The sequence below is a fragment of the Bacillus sp. FG16 genome, from assembly GCF_057809515.1.
Genome location: NZ_JBMDKC010000009.1, coordinates 50996 through 72648 on the forward strand (window position 1 = coordinate 50996; position 21653 = coordinate 72648).

The 21653-nt window shown below is 38.6% G+C and carries 2 protein-coding genes; both read left to right on the forward strand.

What is annotated here, in order from left to right:
• The first annotated feature begins 2 nt into the window (after nucleotides 1–2).
• The gene (locus ACODS7_RS05625) at nucleotides 3–6473 is read left to right on the forward strand and encodes a non-ribosomal peptide synthetase (protein WP_243168154.1); all 6471 of its coding nucleotides are present in this window, start codon (nucleotides 3–5) and stop codon (nucleotides 6471–6473) included.
• A complete protein-coding gene (locus tag ACODS7_RS05630; protein WP_243168153.1) occupies nucleotides 6470–21352 on the forward strand; it encodes a non-ribosomal peptide synthetase in 14883 nt (4960 codons plus the stop codon). Before ACODS7_RS05625 ends, ACODS7_RS05630 begins: the two co-directional genes overlap by 4 nt.
• The last annotated feature ends 301 nt before the right edge of the window (nucleotides 21353–21653 follow it).

Genomic DNA, 21653 nt, shown 5'->3' on the forward strand with positions numbered 1-21653 from the left:
AAATGGGAGACGTTATTGATATATATGGTTTATCACCTTTGCAAAAAGGAATACTGTTTCATACTTTATACGATCAAGATGATGAACATTCTTTTTCCTATATTGTACAAGTAGGTTTCTTGCTCGGGGGGCAATTGGATATTGCTACTTTTGAAAAAGCTTGGGAATATGTTATTCAACGACATGAGGTTCTGCGCTCAGTATTTGTTTGGGAGGAAGTAGAAAAACCTCTACAAGCAATTTATGAATGTCTTCCTTTTACTATTCATCAAGAGGATTGGAGTACCTATTCGCATGAGGAGAAGGAGAAGAAATTACAACAGTTTTTGACTGCAGATCGTAGGAAAGGATTTTTATTGGATGAAGCACCATTGATGAGAGTCACTGCGATTAAAGAAGCAAAAGAGGAAACGAGAATTATCTGGACACATCATCATATTTTGCTAGATGGATGGAGTGTGTCATTGGTCTTTAGTGAAGTGATGGAAGTTTATCTCAAGATGATAAAGGGAGAATTGTTGAATCTTCCTAAATCTCTTCCTTATAAAAAATATATTCAATGGATAAATAAACAAGATCAAAGTCAAGCAGAGGAATTTTGGAAAGAAGAATTAAAAGGGTTCTATGCACCCACTCCATTAGCAATGGAAAGAAAGGATCAAGGACAAGATAAGGGTTATGGAGAGTTTGCTTATCAAGTATCTGAGGAACTTACTGAGAGTTTACAAAAGTGGGTACGAAATAGTCGATTAACGTTGAATACGTTAGTACAAGGTGCATGGGCTTATTTGATGAGTAGGTATAGCGGTGACAGTGACGTCGTATTTGGCGTAACTAGCGCTGGACGTCCTACTGATTTAATAGGAGCAGAGAATATGGTGGGGCTATTTATTAACACATTACCTACCAGAATTCGATTAACGGATAATGCATCAGTAGTAGATTGGCTTCGTAAAATACAAATGAAAGAAATGGAACGAAGACAGTATGAGTATAATTCGTTGATAGATATTCAAGGCTGGAGTGAGGTTCCGCGAAATTGCTCCTTATTTCATACCTTGTATGTGTTTGAAAATTATCCAATTCAAGGTGAGAGAAATGATGATTTAAGATTACTAGATGTTAAAAGCACGGAACAAACAAATTATCCTTTAACACTCATTGTAATGCCCGGTAAGAAGATTACTTTAAAGTTGATGTATGATCGAAGCTATTTTAATGAAGAAACAATAAATCTGATTCAGAATCACTTATTGCAAATATTAATTCAGATGACGAAGAGCCTAGATTCAAAACTATTTGAAATTACTCATTTAACAGAAGAAGAACAAATACAGTTACTAGAGGAATGGAATCATACTCAAGTTAATTATTCGGCTGAAGGCATGATTCATACGATGTTTGAGGAGCAAGTAAAAAAAACACCGGAAGCAATCGCGGCTAGTTACGAAAATGAACAAATTACCTATAAAGAGTTGGAGAAGCGTGCAAATCAGTTAGCTCATTATTTACAAAAGCATGGTGTAGGCCCAGAGTCTCTAGTTGGGGTATATATGGAACGTTCATTACAAATGATGATAGCGTTATTAGGTATTCTAAAATCAGGAGCAGCGTATGTTCCACTTGACCCTACTTATCCAGAGAGTCGACTTCGATATATATTAGAGGATGCTGGAATCGAAGTACTAGTGACGGAAGAGAATTCTAAAAATTTGTTTGTATCTGAAAATATAGAAACGATTTGTATGAATAAAGATTACACTGCAATTGAAAAAGAAGAAACAACCCCATGTATAAGTGGTGTAACAGGAGAAAATTTAGCGTATGTTATGTATACTTCAGGATCTACAGGGAATCCAAAGGGAGTAATGATTGAGCATCATTCAGTAATTAATTATCTAGAATGGATACAACATAAATATCCGCTTTCTGAAAAGGATGTGGTCTTGCAGAAAACGCCATTCTCATTTGATGTCTCTGTTTGGGAATTGTTTTGGGGCATTCACGTTGGTGCAAGTGTATCTTTCCTACCTCCAGGTGGAGAAAAAGATCCTTCTATTATAGCTGAAGTGATTAAACAACATCAGGTTACTATAGTTCAATTTGTACCTTCGATGTTATCTGTTTTCTTAGATCACTTCAATCATATTGAATTGAACATGAATTGTTCGTCCGTACGCCATGTATTTTCTGGTGGAGAAGAACTAAGTTCAGGGTTAGTTAGACGATTTCAACAGAAATGGAATTATAGTGAACAAGTGAAATTAACCAACTTTTATGGACCAACTGAAGCCACTATTTATGTGAATGCATTTGATATTCAGCCTAATCAAGAATTTGTTTCTATTGGGCAGCCAATACAGAACACGCAATTATATGTATTAGACCAAAATCAACGCTTGCAATCAATAGGAACTGAGGGTGAGTTATATATTGGTGGTGCTGGTTTAGCGCGTGGATACTTAAATCGTCAGAATCTTACTGCTGAAAAATTCATTTCGCACCCATTTCGATTGGGGGAAAGACTATATCGAACAGGAGATTCAGTAAGATATCTAACTGATGGAAATATAGAATTTATAGGTAGAATGGATCATCAAGTCAAAATGCGTGGTTTTAGGATTGAATTAGGAGAAATTGAAGCAACTTTAGAAAAATGTTCGTTTATTAAAGAGGCTGTTGTATTAGTTAGAGAAGATCGTCCAGGTGATCAACGATTGGTTGCATATGTAATAAGCGATGGAAATACCCAAGAGTGGAGAGAGTATTTACAAAACCAATTACCGAATCATATGATTCCAGCGCACTTTATAGAGTTAGAACACTTCCCGCTTACTCCGAATGGGAAAATTGACCGAAAGGCCTTGCCAGCACCTGATGAGCAAGCTATTGAAGATTTAAATGCGCTACCTCGGACGCCATCGGAAGAGCTTATTGCCTCGGTTTGGAGTCAAGTGTTAGGAACAGAAAATATTGGTATTCAAGATTCCTTCTTTGAACGTGGTGGGCACTCACTACTTGCTACTCAAATCGTCTCTAGATTGCAAGAACTGTTCCAAATTAAAATTCCATTACGTGAACTTTTCAAGCACGATACAGTGGAAGCATTGGCGAAACGAGTAGATCAGTTACGAAAAGAAGATAAAAAACGAGAGGTTGCTCCTCTTGTACCTATGAAACGAGAAGAAGTTATCCCACTTTCCTATGCGCAGAAACGTCTATGGTTTATTGATCAATTAATGCCAAATAGTGCTATGTACAATATTCATGCAGCGTGTCGCTTAACAGGTAAATGGTCAATTGAAGCATTGGAGGTCGGATGGAATCAATTGTTGGAGCGTCATGAATCATTAAGGACGACAATTCTAGAACAAGAGGGTGAACCTTTTCAACAGGTTCAATCTCATGTGTTCAGACATATTCCTCAAACGAATCTAACAGATCTTTCTTTGGAAGATAGGGAAAGAGAAAGGAAACGCCTTATTCAAAACGAGGCGGAGGAACCATTTCATTTTGGACAAGATCCTCTGATTCGAACACGAATATTGAAAGTGGACAGGGAAGAATGGGTTCTCATTTGTACGATGCATCATATTATTTCAGATGGATGGTCAATGGGAATCTTACTTGAAGAATGGATGGCTTTTTATGAAGGAGCACTAACCGGAAAACCAGTGGAATTGAAGGAGTTATCTATCCAATATGCAGATTTTGTCATGTGGCAGAAGGAATGGCAAAAAGAGGAGAATTTGAATCAGCACCTTCAATATTGGAAGGAAGAATTATCTGGGGAACTACCGGTTTTACAATTACCGATGGATCGTCCTCGACCTGCAGTTCAAACCCATCGTGGTGCAAGTCAGTCCTTAATAGTGGCGAATTCCCTACAGGAAAAGCTCAAAGATTTAAGTTTGCAAGAAGGATGCACTTTATTTATGACATTGATGGCAGCGTATCAAAGCTTCCTTTCTCGTTATACAGGACAGGACGACATTATAGTTGGAAGCCCAATCGCTAATCGAAATGTGAAAGAGATTGAGGGATTAATAGGATTCTTTGCAAACACGTTGGTTTATCGAGCTGATTTCAGTGGGAATCCGACGTTCCAAGAACTATTGTCGCAGGTAAGAAAAAAAGCGCTAAAAGCATACGAGTATCAGGACATCCCATTTGAGAAAGTGGTAGAATTCGTAAAACCTGAAAGGAATACAAGTCATTCACCAATATTCCAAACTATGTTTACTTTACAGAATACGAAACAAGAATTTCTTCAGCTATCTGAAAGACAAATGGAACTCATGGAAAGCCATGCTTCTGTTGCCAAATTTGATTTGAGTTTATTTGCTTCTGAGACGGAAGAAGGATTATCACTAACCTTTGAATATAATACTGATTTGTTTAATGATACAACCATTGAACGTATGGCAAGTCATTTTAAACATTGGTTAAATCAAATTGTCTCTCATCCAAAATGTGTACTATCAGAACTGAATATGTTATCGAAAGTAGAATATAAGCAACTACTAGAGGAATGGAATAAATCGGGTGTTATAGATATGGAAGAAAGTACGATTCATACAATGTTTGAAGAACAGGTTAAAAAAACACCAGAAGCAATTGCAGTAGTGTGCGAAGATGAAGAACTAACATATCGAGAGTTGGACGAACGCTCGAATCAGTTGGCACATTATTTACAAAAAAATGGTGTAACATGCGAATCATTAGTTGGGATTTGCGTTACACGTTCATCTGAGATGATTGTCGGTCTCTTAGGAATTATGAAGGCGGGAGGAGCATATGTCCCAATTGATCCAGCGTATCCGGAAAGTCGACTGCAGTACATTTTAGAAGATGCTCAAATAAAGGTACTGGTGACACAGGAAAAGTTACAACAAAAAATGGTTATACCTAAATTCGTCAACGTGATTTGTATTGATCGTAATCGAGCAGAAATAGAACAAGAAGTAACTACAGTATGTACGAGTGAAGTGACGGGCGATAACTTAGCCTATATTATCTATACTTCAGGTTCCACTGGAAATCCAAAGGGAGTAATGATTGAGCACAGGAATACAGTAACAATGATTCATTGGGCGCATCACACGTATTCTCGAAAGGAATTAGCGGGAGTGTTAGCTTCAACTTCGCTATCTTTTGATTTATCTGTTTTTGAAGTGTTTGTTCCCTTAACGATGGGTGGTAAGGTGATTGTCACTGAAAATGCTCTACATCTAGAGAAGTTGTCTACCAAAGGTGTGACTTTGGTTAATACTGTGCCATCGGCAGCGAAGGAACTGGTTCGAGCAAAAACAATCCCTTCTTCGGTAAAGGTGATGAATTTGGCTGGAGAACCATTGCCATATTCGCTTGTTCAAGATTTATACGAGAGAAGTACGATCGAAAAGGTGTACAACCTATATGGACCGTCCGAAGATACTACGTATTCCACGTATATGGAATTAGAAAAGTGTGACATGCATAGGGTACCACAAATTGGTAAACCAATATTCAATACAGAAGTATATGTACTGAGTGCCGAACAAAAAATGGTTCCAATTGGTGTAGTTGGTGAGCTATACATTGGTGGATCAGGGTTAGCGCGTGGATATTTAAACCGCCCTGACTTAACGCAAGATCGTTTTATACCGCATCCGTTTAAAGAAGGAGAGCGAGTATACCGGACTGGAGATCTAGTAAGGTATTTACCAGATGGAAATTTGGAGTATGTTGGACGAATCGATCATCAAGTGAAAATTCGTGGGTTCCGGATTGAACTAGGAGAAATTGAAGCGACATTACAAAGGCATACACTAGTTAACGAAGTTATTGTGATGGTGCGGGAAGATTATCCTGGCGATCCGCGTTTGATCGCCTATGTTGTAGGAGACGGGGATGCTCAAAAGTGGCGTGATTATCTCAAGGATCAACTACCAAATTATATGATTCCAGCCTATTTTGTTGGATTAAATGCATTTCCACTCACTCCTAATGGGAAAATTGATAGGAAGGCCTTACCAGCGCCAGAGAGACAGGAGATAGCAAGTGGTTATATTGCTCCTCGTACGTCTACGGAAAAAACAATCGTTTCGATATGGCATGAAGTTTTAGGTATGGAAAACATCGGAATTCAAGATTCGTTTTTTGAAATTGGTGGCCATTCACTACTCGCTACGCAAGCTGTTTCCAATCTTAAAGAGGCTTTTGAAATCGAGATACCATTGCATGATTTATTTATGTTTCATACGGTGCAGCAATTGGCAGAACAGATTGATCAATTGCTCTATAACAAAAATCAAGAAATGCAGAATGATATTAAGGAGAATGTAAGTCTTCAAGACTATATTCAAAAAGAAGCAGCAGTCAGTAATGATGAAGAATTACTAGAACTGCTTAAGCAATTAGAAGAGCTATCAGAGGAAGAAGCACATGGGATATTCGAGAGTAATTTGATTGAGGAAGGGGTAAAAAAATGAGAAGTGATTTACTTGCAAAGCTGAGTTCACTTTCTCCTGAGAAGAGAGCATGGCTTCAGAAGCAAATGCAAAAAAAGGAGAATAAAGAAGCACTCCCGTTGTCTTATGCGCAACAACGTTTGTGGTTTATGGACAGATTTAACCCAAACAGTTCTTTATATAATATTCCAACAGTATGGCATCTAAAAGGAAATTGGATACCTGAAGCATTAGAGAAGGGATTCAATCGACTCATTGAACGTCATGAATCATTACGAACTGTTTTTAAAGAAGTAGGAGAACAGCCTGTGCAACAAATTCTCGAATTTCTTCCTAGAGCATTACCTGTAAGGGATTACTCTCAACTTCCTCTAAAAGTAAAAGAAAAAGAGGTAGATAGTTTAATTGCGAGAGAAGCGCAAGAACCATTTGATTTAATGAATGGTCCTTTAATTCGTAATCAGCTTGTTCAATTAGAGAAGGATGAATGGTTATTACTGTGTACGATGCATCATATTATTTCTGATGCTTGGTCCATTGGTATATTCATGAATGAATTACTTGCTTTCTATGAAGAAGAAATGGGTGGAAATCCTGCTAAATTAAGTTCATTATCCATTCAATATGCAGACTTTGCGAAGTGGCAAAAGGAGTGGTTGCAAGGTGATGTGCTAAATCGTCAGCTTACGTATTGGCAGGAAGAATTATCTGGTGAGCTTCCTATCTTACAACTGCCAGTGGATCGACCTCGGCCGGTTAAGCAGACCTACTCTGGGGCTACGCATCATGTGATTTTTCCTTATAAATTGCTCAGTCAATTGAAGGATATAAGTCGACAAGAAGGATCTACTTTATTTATGACTTTAATGTCCGCATACCAGAGCTTTCTTGCTCGTTATACGGGACAAAAAGATATTCTAGTTGGTAGCCCGATTGCAAATCGGAACCATAAGGGAGTAGAAGGATTAATTGGTTTCTTTGTTAATACGTTGGTTTATCGATCAGATTTGAGTGGCAACCCTACTTTTCGGGAGATTTTGAACCAAACAAAGAAAAAGGCGTTAAAAGCATACGAATATCAAGATATCCCATTTGAAAAAGTGGTAGAAGCTGTGCAACCTGAACGAAGCATGAGTCATTCCCCTATATTTCAGACCATGTTTACGCTACAGAATATAAAACAAGAACGACTAGATTTGCCTGATAGAAGTATTGAAATGGTAGAAAGTAATATGTCTATTGCTAAATTTGATTTGAGCTTAACTGCCTATGAAGTGGAAGAAGGTCTATTCGTCTCATTTGAATACAACACGGATTTATTTGATAGTAGTACCATTGCGCGTATGGCAGTACATTTTGAGAACTGGCTAAATGAAATCACGTATCATCCAGATGAATCATATACAAAGCTGTCAATGTTATCGGATACTGAGCAAAAACAACTCCTAGAAGAATGGAATGATACGGACGTAGTTTATGGTCATGATCGTATGATTCATGAGCTATTTGAGCAGCAAGTTGCACGGACACCTGATGCAGTGGCGGTAGTTTATGAGGGTGGAAAGCTAACGTATCAAGAACTGAATGAAAAATCGAATCAATTGGCACATTTTCTACAAAAACGAGGTATCGGACCTGAATCATTGGTTGGTATATGTATTGAACGTTCTCCTGATATGATTATTGGTCTCTTTGGGATTTTGAAGGCAGGTGGGGCTTATGTTCCACTGGACCCAAGTTATCCCGAAAAACGCCTAAGATATATTTTGGAGAATTCACAAATTCAAGTGCTGTTAACAAAAGAGGCACTACAGGACTGGTTACCTAAAGATATTCAAGCAATTTGTTTAGACCGGGATCAAGTGATGATTTCTAAAGAGAGTAATTTAGCTCCGGTAAGTGGAGTAACAGCAAATAACTTAGCCTATATCATATACACTTCGGGTTCGACAGGAAATCCAAAGGGGGTAATGATTGAACATCATTCCGTTATCAATCGCCTACAGTGGATGCAGAAAAAATATCCATTGTCCGAGGAGGATACAATCCTACAAAAGACACCGTTTTCGTTCGATGTTTCTGTCTGGGAATTATTTTGGTGGTCATTTGTAGGAGCACGTGTTTGTTTACTTCCACCAGGAGGAGAGAAAGATCCTGCGGTGATTGAGGAGTATATTGAACGATACCGTGTATCCACCATACACTTTGTTCCGTCGATGTTATCTACTTTCTTAAATTATATGGAACTATATAATTCGAAAAGGGATGTCTCGTCTTTAATTCAAGTTTTTACTAGTGGAGAAGCGTTAAACACTGAGCAGGTTCGCCGGTTTAAGGGGATCTTTTACAATGCTCAGCAAACAAAGTTAATTAACTTGTATGGTCCTACTGAAGCAACTGTGGATGTGACTTATTACGATTGTGATTTAGAAAAAGAACCAATGCTTATTCCGATTGGTCGTCCGATTAATAATACAGAGTTGTATGTGTTAGATCAATATCAACAAGTGGTCCCGATTGGTGTGGCAGGGGAACTTTACCTTGGAGGAGTAGGATTAGCACGTGGCTACTTCAATCGACCGGATTTAACTACTGAACGTTTTATTCCGCATCCCTTTAAGGAGGGGGAACGATTATATCGAACGGGTGACTTGGTGAGATATATGAATGATCGTAACTTAGAATATATTGGAAGAATAGATAACCAAGTTAAAATTAGAGGATTCCGAATTGAATTGGGAGAAATTGAAGCAGCTTTACATGATCACTCATCTGTAAAAGAGGCAGTCGTGTTGGTGAAGGAAAATCGACCAGGAGATAAGCAGTTAATAGCTTATGTAGTGGGTGAAGGCGATACTGGGGAGTGGCGTGAATATCTCAAGAAGCAACTGCCACATTATATGGTTCCGGCATACTTTTTCAAAATTGAAGGTATGCCACTCACTCCAAATGGTAAGGTGAATCGGAAAGCCTTACTGGAATTAGAAGAACAGTTCATAAGTGAAGATATTACTTCATCACGAACACCAGTGGAGGAGCTTATCGTTTCCGTTTGGAGCCAAGTGTTAGGAATAAAAAATATTAATGTTCAGGATTCCTTTTTTGAAATCGGTGGTCATTCACTACTAGCTACTCAAGTAGTTTCACGTTTACAGGGAATTTTTCAAATCGAATTACCAGTACGTGAACTATTTGAATATACAACGGTGGAGTCACTGGCAAAGCGACTAGATCAGTTACGTAAAGGAGATAAAAAACGAGAGATTCCGCCGCTAATACCAATGAAACGAGGAGAAGCTATCCCACTATCTTATGCCCAACAACGCTTATGGTTCATTGATCAATTTACACCTAATAGTGCCCTTTACAATATGCCAATGGTATGCCGCCTTACAGGGAATTGGCTACTTGAAGCATTGGAAACGGGATGGAATCAACTAATAGAACGTCATGAATCACTGCGGACGGTCTTTCACGAAGTGAACGGTCAACCCGTACAGCAAATTGAACCGTATGCTTTTCAATCAATTCCGAAAACGGATTTAACTATGCTTTCTTCTGAAGATCAAGAAGAAGAAGTTAAACGTTTAATTCAACAAGAAACAGAAGTGCCATTTGATTTAACAGAAGGTCCATTAATCAGGACAAGTATTTTGCATGTGGGAGAGGAAGAATGGATACTCCTTTGTACTCTACATCATATCATTTCAGATGGATGGTCAATGGGAATCCTACTTGAAGAATGGATGGCATTTTATGAGAAAGCAACGGATGGAAAGGTAGCGGAACTTGAACCATTACCGGTTCAATATGCTGACTTTGCTCAGTGGCAAAAAGGATGGCTAAAGGAGGAGGTGCTTGATCAACAACTCCAATATTGGAGGGAAGAATTGTCTGGGGAGCTTCCTGTACTCCAACTTCCTATGGATCGCCCGCGTCCCGCAATACAAACTCATCACGGGTCGACATACACTCTGGTTCTGCCAGGCACGCTACATGATAAATTGAATGAACTTAGTCGAAAAGAAGGGGCTACACTCTTCATGACGCTTTTAGCTGCATATCAAAGTTTTCTATCTCGTTATACGGGACAAGAAGATATCCTGGTCGGAAGCCCAATTGCGAATCGGAATTATAGAGAAATTGAAGGACTAATTGGTTTCTTCGTTAACACGCTGGTTTATCGAGCTAATTTGAGTGGTAGACCGACATTTCAAGATGTACTGTATCAGGTTCGTCAAAAGGCATTGAAGGCGTATGAATATCAAGATATTCCATTTGAAAAAATTGTAGAAGTTGTGCAACCGGAGCGAAGTACAAGTCATTCGCCAATCTTCCAGACTATGTTCATTTTGCAAAATATGAAACAAGAGTTTCCGGTGTTATCTAGTAGAAGTATTGAAATGATAGAAAGCCATAGTCCAATTGCAAAGTTTGATTTAAGTGTAATGGCAGTTGAGACGGAAGAGGGATTACTTTTTACTTTTGAGTACAATAAGGATTTATTCAATGCTACTACTATTGAACGGATGGCAGGACACTTTGAGAAATGGCTATATGAAGTTTCTCATCACCCACAAAATCCGTTGCATGACCTAAGCATGTTATCAGAACCCGAGCGTACTTTGTTATTAGAAACATGGAATGACACTGTAATGGAAATGTCTCATCAGGGTCTTATTTGCGACAGATTTGAGGAGCAAGTAGCAAGGCGTTCGGATGCGATTGCGGTAGTTGATCAAACAAAACAGTGGACTTATGGTGAACTGGATACACAAGCAAATCAGTTGGCAAATGTTTTACGGCGAAAGGGAGTAGCCCCAGAGTCAGTGGTAGGAGTTTATCTTCCAAGGTCAGCTGAGCTAATGGCGAGTTTACTAGGCATTTTAAAAGCTGGTGGAGCTTATGTTGTTTTAGATCCGTTGTATCCAAAATCAAGGTTAGAATACATGATTGAAGATGCAGGAATTCAATTTGTAGTGACGGCGGAAGGACAAGAAGGACATTTCGCACACGTCGAAATGGTGAGGTTAGAAGAACTAACGGTGGAAAGCGTAATCGCACCTACACGTCAAATAAATCCAGAGAACTTAGCCTATATTGTTTATACCTCTGGTTCTACAGGAAAACCGAAGGGTGTCATGGTTGAAAATCGCTCATTAATGAATATGGTTTCTTGGCATCAAGAAGTTTATCAAATTTCAGCAGAGGATCGTGCGACTCAGATTGCAGGGGTTGCTTTTGATTCGGCTGTCCAGGAGATTTGGCCGTATCTAACTGCTGGCGCAGCACTCTACTTGTCAACAGAGGAACTGAGAATTAATCCAGAAGCGCTAAGGGACTGGCTCATGGATTCACAAATAACAGTTAGTTTTGCACCTACGCCTATTCTGGAAAGACTATTGAAATTATCTTGGCCAGATAAAACGGAGCTTCGTTTTATCATTACTGGTGGGGATCAATTAACGCAGTATCCATCTAACGATATTCCTTTTGTGGTAATTAATCAGTATGGTCCATCGGAAAATACCGTTGTTACCACAGATTGTTACGTACCTGTAGGAGTGACAACAGGTACGCCATCGATTGGTCGACCGATTGCGAATACAGAAGTTTACGTGTTAGATTCTCATCTTCAGCTAGTACCAATTGGTGTAATTGGAGATCTCTATATTGGAGGGAAAAGCCTTGCACGTGGATATGCTAATCGTCCGGATCTTACAAAGGAAAAATTTATTCCACATCCTTTCAAGTCAGGAGAACGTCTCTATTATACAGGAGACAAAGCAAGTTATCTTTCTGATGGTAATCTCCAGTTCCATGGACGTATAGATGACCAAGTGAAAATTCGTGGTTTCCGGATTGAATTGGGAGAAATAGAAGCTGTTTTGCAGGCGCATTCTTCTGTGAAAGAAGCTGTTGTATTGGCGCGAGAGGATAATCAAGGTGATAAGAGATTAGTAGCTTATGTAGTTGGTGAAGGAAGTGTCCATGAATGGCGAGAACATCTACAAACACATTTACCTAATTACATGGTTCCAACAAACTTTATTGAGATGGAATTTTTACCACTTACACCGAATGGAAAGCTTGATCTGAAGGCATTGCCTATACTTAGTGAACAATCCGCTGAAAATACTGTATACCCAAGAACTCCGCTGGAAGAACTTATTGCTTCAGTGTGGAGTCAAGTGCTAGGAATAAGAGACATTGATGTTCAGGATTCTTTCTTTGAGCTCGGTGGTCACTCTCTACTTGCTACACAAGTGGTCTCACGCTTACAGGAAGTCTTTCAAATCAAATTGCCAGTACGTGAACTGTTCGAATATTCAACGGTCGAGGCATTATCGAAACGAATAGATCAGTTACGTAAGGGGAGCGAAAAACGAGAAATTCCACCATTGATGCCGATGGAACGAGGGGGAAATATTCCACTGTCTTATGCCCAACAGCGCTTATGGTTTATTGATCAATTTGCACCTAATAGTGCACTTTATAATATGCCAATGGCATGCCGTCTTACAGGGAATTGGTTACCTGAGGCATTGGAGTTGGGATGGAATCAGTTGATAGAGCGTCATGAATCTTTGCGGACTGTATTTTATGAAGAGGATGGCCATCCTATGCAGCAGATTCAACCGTACGTTTTCCGTCCGCTTCTGCAAATGGACTTAACTAAGCTTTCATTAGAGGAGCGAGAAAGAAAGTTGGAGCAATGGATTCAAACTGAAGTCGAATCTCCATTTGATTTAGAAAAAGGGCCATTGTTCCGTGGGAAACTCATAAGAATTTCAGAAGAAGAATGGGTTCTTCTATGTAATATGCATCATATTATCTCAGATGGATGGTCGATGGAAATCTTGCTTCAAGAATGGATGGCATTTTATGAGAATGCGATTGGTGAAAAACAAGCAGAGCTGGAACCACTACCAGTTCAATATGCCGATTTTGCTCAGTGGCAAAGAGAATGGTTGAAAGATGAAGTACTATATCAACAACTTGCGTATTGGAAGGAAGAATTATCCGGTGAGTTACCAGTCTTAATGTTGCCAATGGATCGTCCGCGTCCGCCAGTGCAAACCCACCATGGATTAACTCATAATGTTTTGTTATCGCGCTCATTACTGGATAAATTAAACGAACTAAGTCGTCAAGAAGGGGCCACACTTTTCATGACCTTATTGGCATCGTATCAAAGTTTCCTTGCTCGTTATACGGGACAAACGGATATTATTGTTGGCAGCCCAATTGCAAATCGAAATTATCGAGAAATTGAAGGACTGATTGGTTTCTTTGTCAATACATTGGTTTATCGAGCTGATTTAAGTAATGCACCGGCATTTCAAGAGTTGTTGTCTCAAGTGCGGATAAAAGCATTGAAGGCGTATGAGTATCAAGATGTTCCGTTTGAGAAAATTGTAGAGGTTATCCAGCCTGAACGAAATACAAGCCATTCTCCGATTTTCCAAACCATGTTTACTTTGCAAAATACGGGACAGAAGCTACCAGAACTACATGGAAGAAATATAGAAGTAATGGAAAGTAATGCTCCTATCGCTAAGTTTGATTTAAGTTTAACTGCTGCAGAAGTGGAAGAGGGTTTATTACTTACTTTTGTTTATAGAACTGATTTATTTGACAGCTTAACTATTGAATCCATGGCTGAACATTTTGGGAACTGGTTGAATGTAATCGTGGAGAATCCTGATAAATCATTAGCTAAGTTGCCTATATTGTCAGGATTACAGCAAAAACAGTTGGAGGAGTGGAATAATGATGCTGTAGCATATCCACAGGAAAGTACGATTCATCAGCTGTTTAAAGAGCAAGTAAATCGTACACCTGATGCGGTAGCAGTGGTAGATGAAAAACAGAAGTTAACGTATCGAGAGCTGAATGAAAAAGCTAATCAATTGGCCCACTATCTTCAGCAATGCGGGATTGGGAATGAATCATTGGTTGGACTTTGCTTTGAGCGTTCAGTTGAGATGATTGTTAGTATTATGGGGATTTGGAAGGCTGGAGCAGCCTATGTTCCATTAGACCCATCATATCCAGAAAGTCGTCTACGATATATTTTGGAGGACACTGGAATTCAAGTATTAGTTACGAACGAGTCATTGGAAGACTGGATACCTAAAGAAATCAAGATAGTTTGTCTAGATAGGGATCAAGCAATGATTTCACAAGAAAGCATTCTTTCACCAAAATGTGAAGTAACAGGAGAAAACTTAGCATATGTTATCTATACTTCAGGATCAACGGGGAATCCAAAGGGTGTCTTGATACAGCATCATTCTGTCCTAAACTTGTCGCATGGTTTACAAAAAGAGGTTTTCGAACATGAGATACCATCTAACGTGCATGTCGGTTTAAATGCGTCAATTGCCTTTGATGCATCTATCCAGCAATTACAAATGCTGCTTTATGGTTCAAGTTTGTATATTATTCCGAATGAAGTACGAAGTGATCCGGAGCAGTTTGTAGCTTATATTAGGGAGAACAAGTTAGAAATCTTTGATATAACACCTTCATTGCTTCAATTACTTATAGATGCCGGATTGTTAGAAACGTGCGATGGCGTTCATGTTCCAAGTAAGGTACTGGTTGGTGGTGAAGCAATTATGCCGTCATTATGGGAACAGCTAGTAGAGACTGATAAAATACAGTTTTATAATGTATATGGTCCTACAGAATGTACGGTTGATGCAACATGCTATCATATCAAAAAAGATAGTAAGAGAGTAACAATTGGGCGTCCATTGCCTAACGTCCAAACTTATGTATTAGATAGTAATAGGTTGCCAGTTCCAGTTGGTGTGATGGGGGAACTTTATATCGGAGGAGTAGGTCTAGCAAAGGGGTACTTGAATCGTCCAGAGTTAACATCCGAACGATTTATTTCTCATCCATTCAAAGAAGGCGAGAGGTTATATAGAACAGGTGATCTTGTGAGATATCTTCCTGATGGTAATATAGACTACTTAGGAAGAATGGATAATCAAGTGAAGATTAGAGGATTTCGAATCGAACTTGGGGAGATTGAGTCGACTTTACAAGAGCATGACTTGGTAAAAGAGGCAGTTGTAATGGTTAGGGAAAATCAGTCGGGAGATAAGAGGCTGGTAGCTTATGTAGTGGGCGAAGGCAGTTTAGAAGAATGGCGAGAGTATCTAAAAACAAAACTGCCAATCCATATGATACCTTCCTACTTTGTCGAAATGAAAGAATTACCGCTAACCATAAATGGAAAGATTGATCGGAAATCATTACCTATACCAAATTATCAAGGAACACAAGAAGGATACGTGGCCCCAAGAAATGAACGTGAACATAAGCTTTCTATCATTTGGGAACGTGTGCTAGGTTCAAAACGTATTGGTATGAATGATAACTTCTTTGAAATTGGTGGAGATTCAATTCTTAGTATTCAGATTGTCTCTCGCGCGAAGCAAGCTGGTTTACAATTGACACCAAAACAAATATTTGAACACCAAACGATTGCTGAGTTGGCGCAAGTAGTCAAAGAAGAACAAGGTGTACAAGCTGAACAAGGAATTATAACTGGAGAGACGATACTTACACCTATTCAGCAAAGGTTTTTTGTACAAAATCATCCTAATCCACATCATTGGAATCAATCCATGTTCTTTAGAACGAAAGAAAAATTGGACATAGGGTCACTGGAAAAGGCAGCGCGTAACCTTCTACTTCATCATGATGCCCTGCGTTTAAGATATGAACGTTTACCTAATGGGACTTGGGAACAGTGGAATGAAGGAATTGAAGAACAATTGATGCTGACTGTCATTTCATTAGACGAAGTGCCGGAAGCGGATTGGCATGAAGTTATTCAAAAAGAGATTAATGTTGCACAAGAAAGATTGAATTTACATGATGGTCCTTTAATGAGAATGGTGTATTTTGATGAAGGTGAGGAGACTGGCCGATTATTTTGGACAATTCATCACTTAGCCGTGGATGGTGTTTCTTGGCGAATTTTATTGGAAGATTTGCAAACAGCATATACGCAAGCGGTCCAAGGGCAAAAAATTCAATTACCTATGAAGAGTACATCTTTTAAAGAATGGTCGGAGAAATTACAACATTACGCTCAAACTGGAATATCAAAAGAAGTGCTACATTACTGGGAGCAGCAGGTTGAACAAGACGTAGTTATACTGCCAGTAGATGGTACTATAAGTAATCCAGTAAGCGCAGTAACTGAGGAAATTACTGTGGTGTTAAACGAGAATGAGACCGGTATGTTATTGCAAGAGACTTTAAGCACTCACCGTGTCCAAATCAATGAAGTATTATTAGCAGCATTGGTACAAGCTACAGCAGCATGTACGGGACAGCCGATATTAAGCGTAGATTTAGAGGGACATGGTCGAGAAGAGATTATTGAAGATGTTGATTTATCGAGAACCGTGGGATGGTTTACAAGTATTTACCCAGTTCATTTAAATATTACTAATGCTAATACGCCAATTGCAGCATTAAAAGCAGTTAAAGAACAAGTTCGCAAAATTCCTAATAAGGGTGTTGATTATGGGGTGTTGCGTTACATGAACACAACAATGTGTGAGCCATTAAGCTCCCAATATACACCGTCTATTAGTTTTAACTATCTTGGACAATTTGACCAAATGTTTTCTAGCGATGCAATGTTTATTCCAGAGAACGAATTTAAGCGTTTAGATCATGCTGCCGGTTCCAAGCGATCGCATGTAATTGATGTAATTGGGGTTGTAACGGATGGAAAACTTCAGTTCACTTGGGTATACAATGTTGGACAATTTGCCAAATCAACGATTCAAAGTATTGCACAGAATATGCTATATCAACTGAGTAGATTGATTCAATCTTCAGATAGAGAATCTGCACTGACCATTTCGGATTTTGCAATGGCTAATCTTAGCCAAGAAGGTTTGACAAATGTACTAAATAAAATGCATCGTGGAAAGAAAAATCAGATTACTGATTTATATCCACTATCACCTTTGCAAGAAGGTATGATCTTCCACACATTGCATGATCAAGGGGATGAACATGTTGCACCGTATATAGTGCAATTGAGTTTTATGATTCAAGGGGAAATGGATATTCCTACTTTTGAGCAGGCGTGGAAATCTGTAATTCAGCGGCATGAAATTTTTCGTACAGCATTTGTATGGGACGAAATTGAAGAACCTGTACAAGTGGTGTATGAAAATATCCCATTTAAAGTGAACAAAGAAGACTGGAGTACAATGACAAGTGAAGAGATAGAAGAAAAAAGAAAAGTCTTTTTGGAATTAGATCGAAAACAAGCCTTCCAATTTGATGAAGCACCATTGATGCGGGTAACGGTCATTCAAGAAGGTGAGGAAGAATATCGGGTTGTTTGGACACATCACCATATTTTACTGGATGGATGGAGTTTACCATTGGTCTTTAATGAATTACTTACAGTCTATCAGAAGAGAATGAATGGAGAAGCTGTAAAGTTACCTAAATCCTCACCATATAAGAAATATATCCAATGGCTCAGAGAACAAGATAAGGAGCAGGCGGAACAATTCTGGAGAGAGAAGCTAAAAGGTTTTACTGTACCAACTTTACTGGGCTTAGAAAATAAAGAGGAAGAAAAAGGTTACACAGAGAAGGTTACGTATTTATCAGAAGAGCAGACTCAAGAGTTACAAGGATGGGCGAAACGAAATAAACTTACTTTGAGTACAGTAATTCAAGGTGCATGGGCATATCTCATGAGCCGATATAGTGGAGAAAATGACATTGTCTTTGGTGTAACAAGCTCAGGGCGTTCTACGGAGATTATTGGTGTTGAAAACATCGTAGGTCCTTTCATTACAACGTCACCGACGCGAATTCAATTGATGGATGATATAAAAGTAATAGATTGGTTGCAGAAGTTACAAGAGGAAGAGATAGAAAGAAGACAATATGAGTATGCTTCTTTGACAGAGATTCAGGGGTGGAGTGAGGTTCCTAGAGGTACACCGCTGTTCAATTGTTTATATGTGTTTGAAAATTATCCAGTGAAAGAAGAATCTTCAGAAAATCTGGAAATTGGTGAATTGAAAGGGGTAGAACAAACCCACTATCCATTAGGATTGGCTGTAGTTCCAGGAATTCAGTTATCGTTAAAGTTAATGTATGACCGTAGTAAGTTTAATAGAGTAACTATTGAACGAATGCTGGGTCATTTACACAAAGTGTTAATGCAAATGCTCAAAAACATTGATCAAAATCTATCGGAGCTAGTATATATTACGGAGGCTGAACAAAGAAAGCTATTGGAAGAATGGAATAATAATGCTATATCCTATCCACGTGAGAATGTAATTCATCAACTATTCGAAGAGCAAGTAAATCGTACACCTGACGCGGTGGCAGTGGTAGATGAAAAACAGCAACTAACGTATCGAGAGCTGAATGAAAGAGCTAATCAATTAGCCCATCATTTACAGAAATGTGGAATTGGGACAGAGTCATTAGTTGGCCTCTGCTTTGATCGATCAGTTGAGATGATTGTTGGTCTCATGGGAATTTGGAAGGCTGGAGCAGCCTATGTTCCATTGGATCCATCGAATCCGGAAAGCCGCCTGCAATATATTTTACAAGACACGGGAATTAAAGTGTTAGTTACAAATGAGGTATTACTAGGATGGATACCTAAAGACATCAAGACAGTTTGCCTAGATAGGGACCAAGCAATGCTTTCTCAAGAAAGCAAACTTTCACCAATATGTGAGGTAACAGGGGAAAACTTAGCGTATGTTATCTATACTTCTGGTTCGACAGGGAATCCAAAGGGGGCTTTAGTACAGCACCATTCTGTAATAAACCTATCCTATGGTTTACAAAAAGAAGTTTTCTCACATGACATACCTAGTAATATGCGCGTCGGTTTGAATGCGTCAATTGCCTTTGATGTATCTATTCAGCAATTACAAATGTTGCTTTATGGTTCAAGTTTATATATTATCCCAAGTGAAGTTCGCACTAATCCGGAACAATTTGTGTCCTATATTAGGGAGAATAAATTGGAAATGTTTGATATGACACCTTCATTACTTCAATTACTTATAGATGGAGGGTTGCTAGAAATAAGTGCTGATGTTCATGTACCAAGTAAGATATTAGTCGGTGGTGAAGCAATCATGCCGTCATTATGGGAACAGCTAGTAGAGACCGAAAAAATTGATTTTTATAACGTATACGGTCCTACAGAATGTACGGTTGATGCAACGTGTTATCATATTCAAACAGATAGTAAGAGAATTACGATTGGACGTCCGTTGCCGAACGTTCAAACTTATGTATTGGATAAAAATTTGCTACCTGTTCCAGTTGGTGTAACAGGTGAGCTATATATCGGTGGTGCAGGTATAGCGAGAGGATACTTGAATCGTCCAGAATTAACAGCAGAGCGATTTATCCGTCATCCATTTAATGAAGAAGAGCGTTTATATCGTACGGGAGATTTGGTTCGTTATTTACCTGATGGTAATTTAGATTACTTGAGAAGAATTGATAATCAAGTGAAAATTAGGGGCTTTCGTATTGAACTTGAAGAGATTGAAGCGAATCTAGAGGGGCATCCATTGGTAAAAGAAGCAGTAGTTTTGGTAACAGAGGATAAATTAGGAGAGCAGAGATTGGTTGCTTATGTAGTTGGAGATGGTAGTATGCATGAGTGGCGTGAATATCTCAAGACACAAGTACCAAATTATATGGTTCCCGCTCACTTTATTAAGGTAGACGAGATTCCTCTTACAACGAATGGCAAAGTTGATCGAAAGGCGTTGAACAATTTAACTATTCATAGAGAAAATAACTTCTCTACACCAATCATTCCAAGGGATGAAATTGAATATCAGTTGATTGAAATCTGGCAGGATGTGTTACAGATAGAAGATGTCTATGTAAATGATGATTTCTTTAATAGAGGAGGACACTCTCTCCTTGTAATTAAATTAGTTTCAAAAATTAAGGAGAAGTTTGGAAAAGAGATTAAGGTGTCTACATTGATTAAGAATCCAACAGTGGAAGGAATCGCATGCCTTATTCGTGATAAGCATGATATGACGAAATCAGTAGTAGCGCTAGTTCCACTACAAGAATCAGAGAAAAGACCTTTCTTCTGCGTTCATCCGTTTATGGGGAATGTATTCTGTTACATTCAACTAGCAAGATTGCTTAAGAACCATTGTTCATTTTATGGTTTACAGAATCCTCTTATAGAAAAGAAAGAAATTGACGAGTTAACTTTGCCGGAAGTAATTCAACTTTACATCGAAGAAATAAAACGTGTTCAGCCAGAAGGTCCATATCGTCTTGGAGGATGGTCTTTAGGCGGTGCAATTGCTTATAAAATCGCAACTGTACTAAAGAATCAAGGTGAGGAAGTTGAGTTGTTGATACTAATGGATACTAAAGTACCTTCAGAGCAGGACTATAAAACAACGGAGGATATGCTCTCATATATATATGAGCATTTCATTCCTAGAGATTTTACTGAGCAGGAAGAAGGCCTCATCCATAAACAAGATATGCTTGTGGAGCGATTAATTATGGAAGGAGTACTCCCGCCAGATGCAGATCTTATGAATTTGAAGCAAGTTATCAATGCTCATAGGAAATGCCTGAACTTAATGGCAGAGCATGATTTAATACCATACTCTGGAGAAGTTCTCTACTTTAGTGCTGAGGAAGGAAAAGAGTTGTTTACAGATTGGGGACCTTTATTAAAAGGTAGAGTAAATAGGTATTCAGTCCCTGGATCACATGAGGAAATAGTAGATTCACCTGCAGTTGAAAAAATAGCTATGTATGTACTAAATGAATTTGAAGGAATAAAAGAAAAATCCATTTTATTAACGGAAAAGTAGAGAGTATAAAAGATGCAACGCTTATGAATGAAAAGGGCAGCCCAATAACTGCAAACAAGTGTAGGCAATGATGAATATATCAAGAGCATTATTTTTTAAGGGGATAGTGCAAAAATTACTTGATAGATACATATAAACCTATATGAGTTGCTCAAAGTATGATGTAAATGCTCTAAATTCTTTGTAATAGAAGAGAATACCTTGATGATATAACTGAGGAAAGGTGTATATTTTCATTGATATGTAAATATGCACCTTTTCTATTGTATATGCAATTTAATAAAGTTAATTTGAGTTTCTG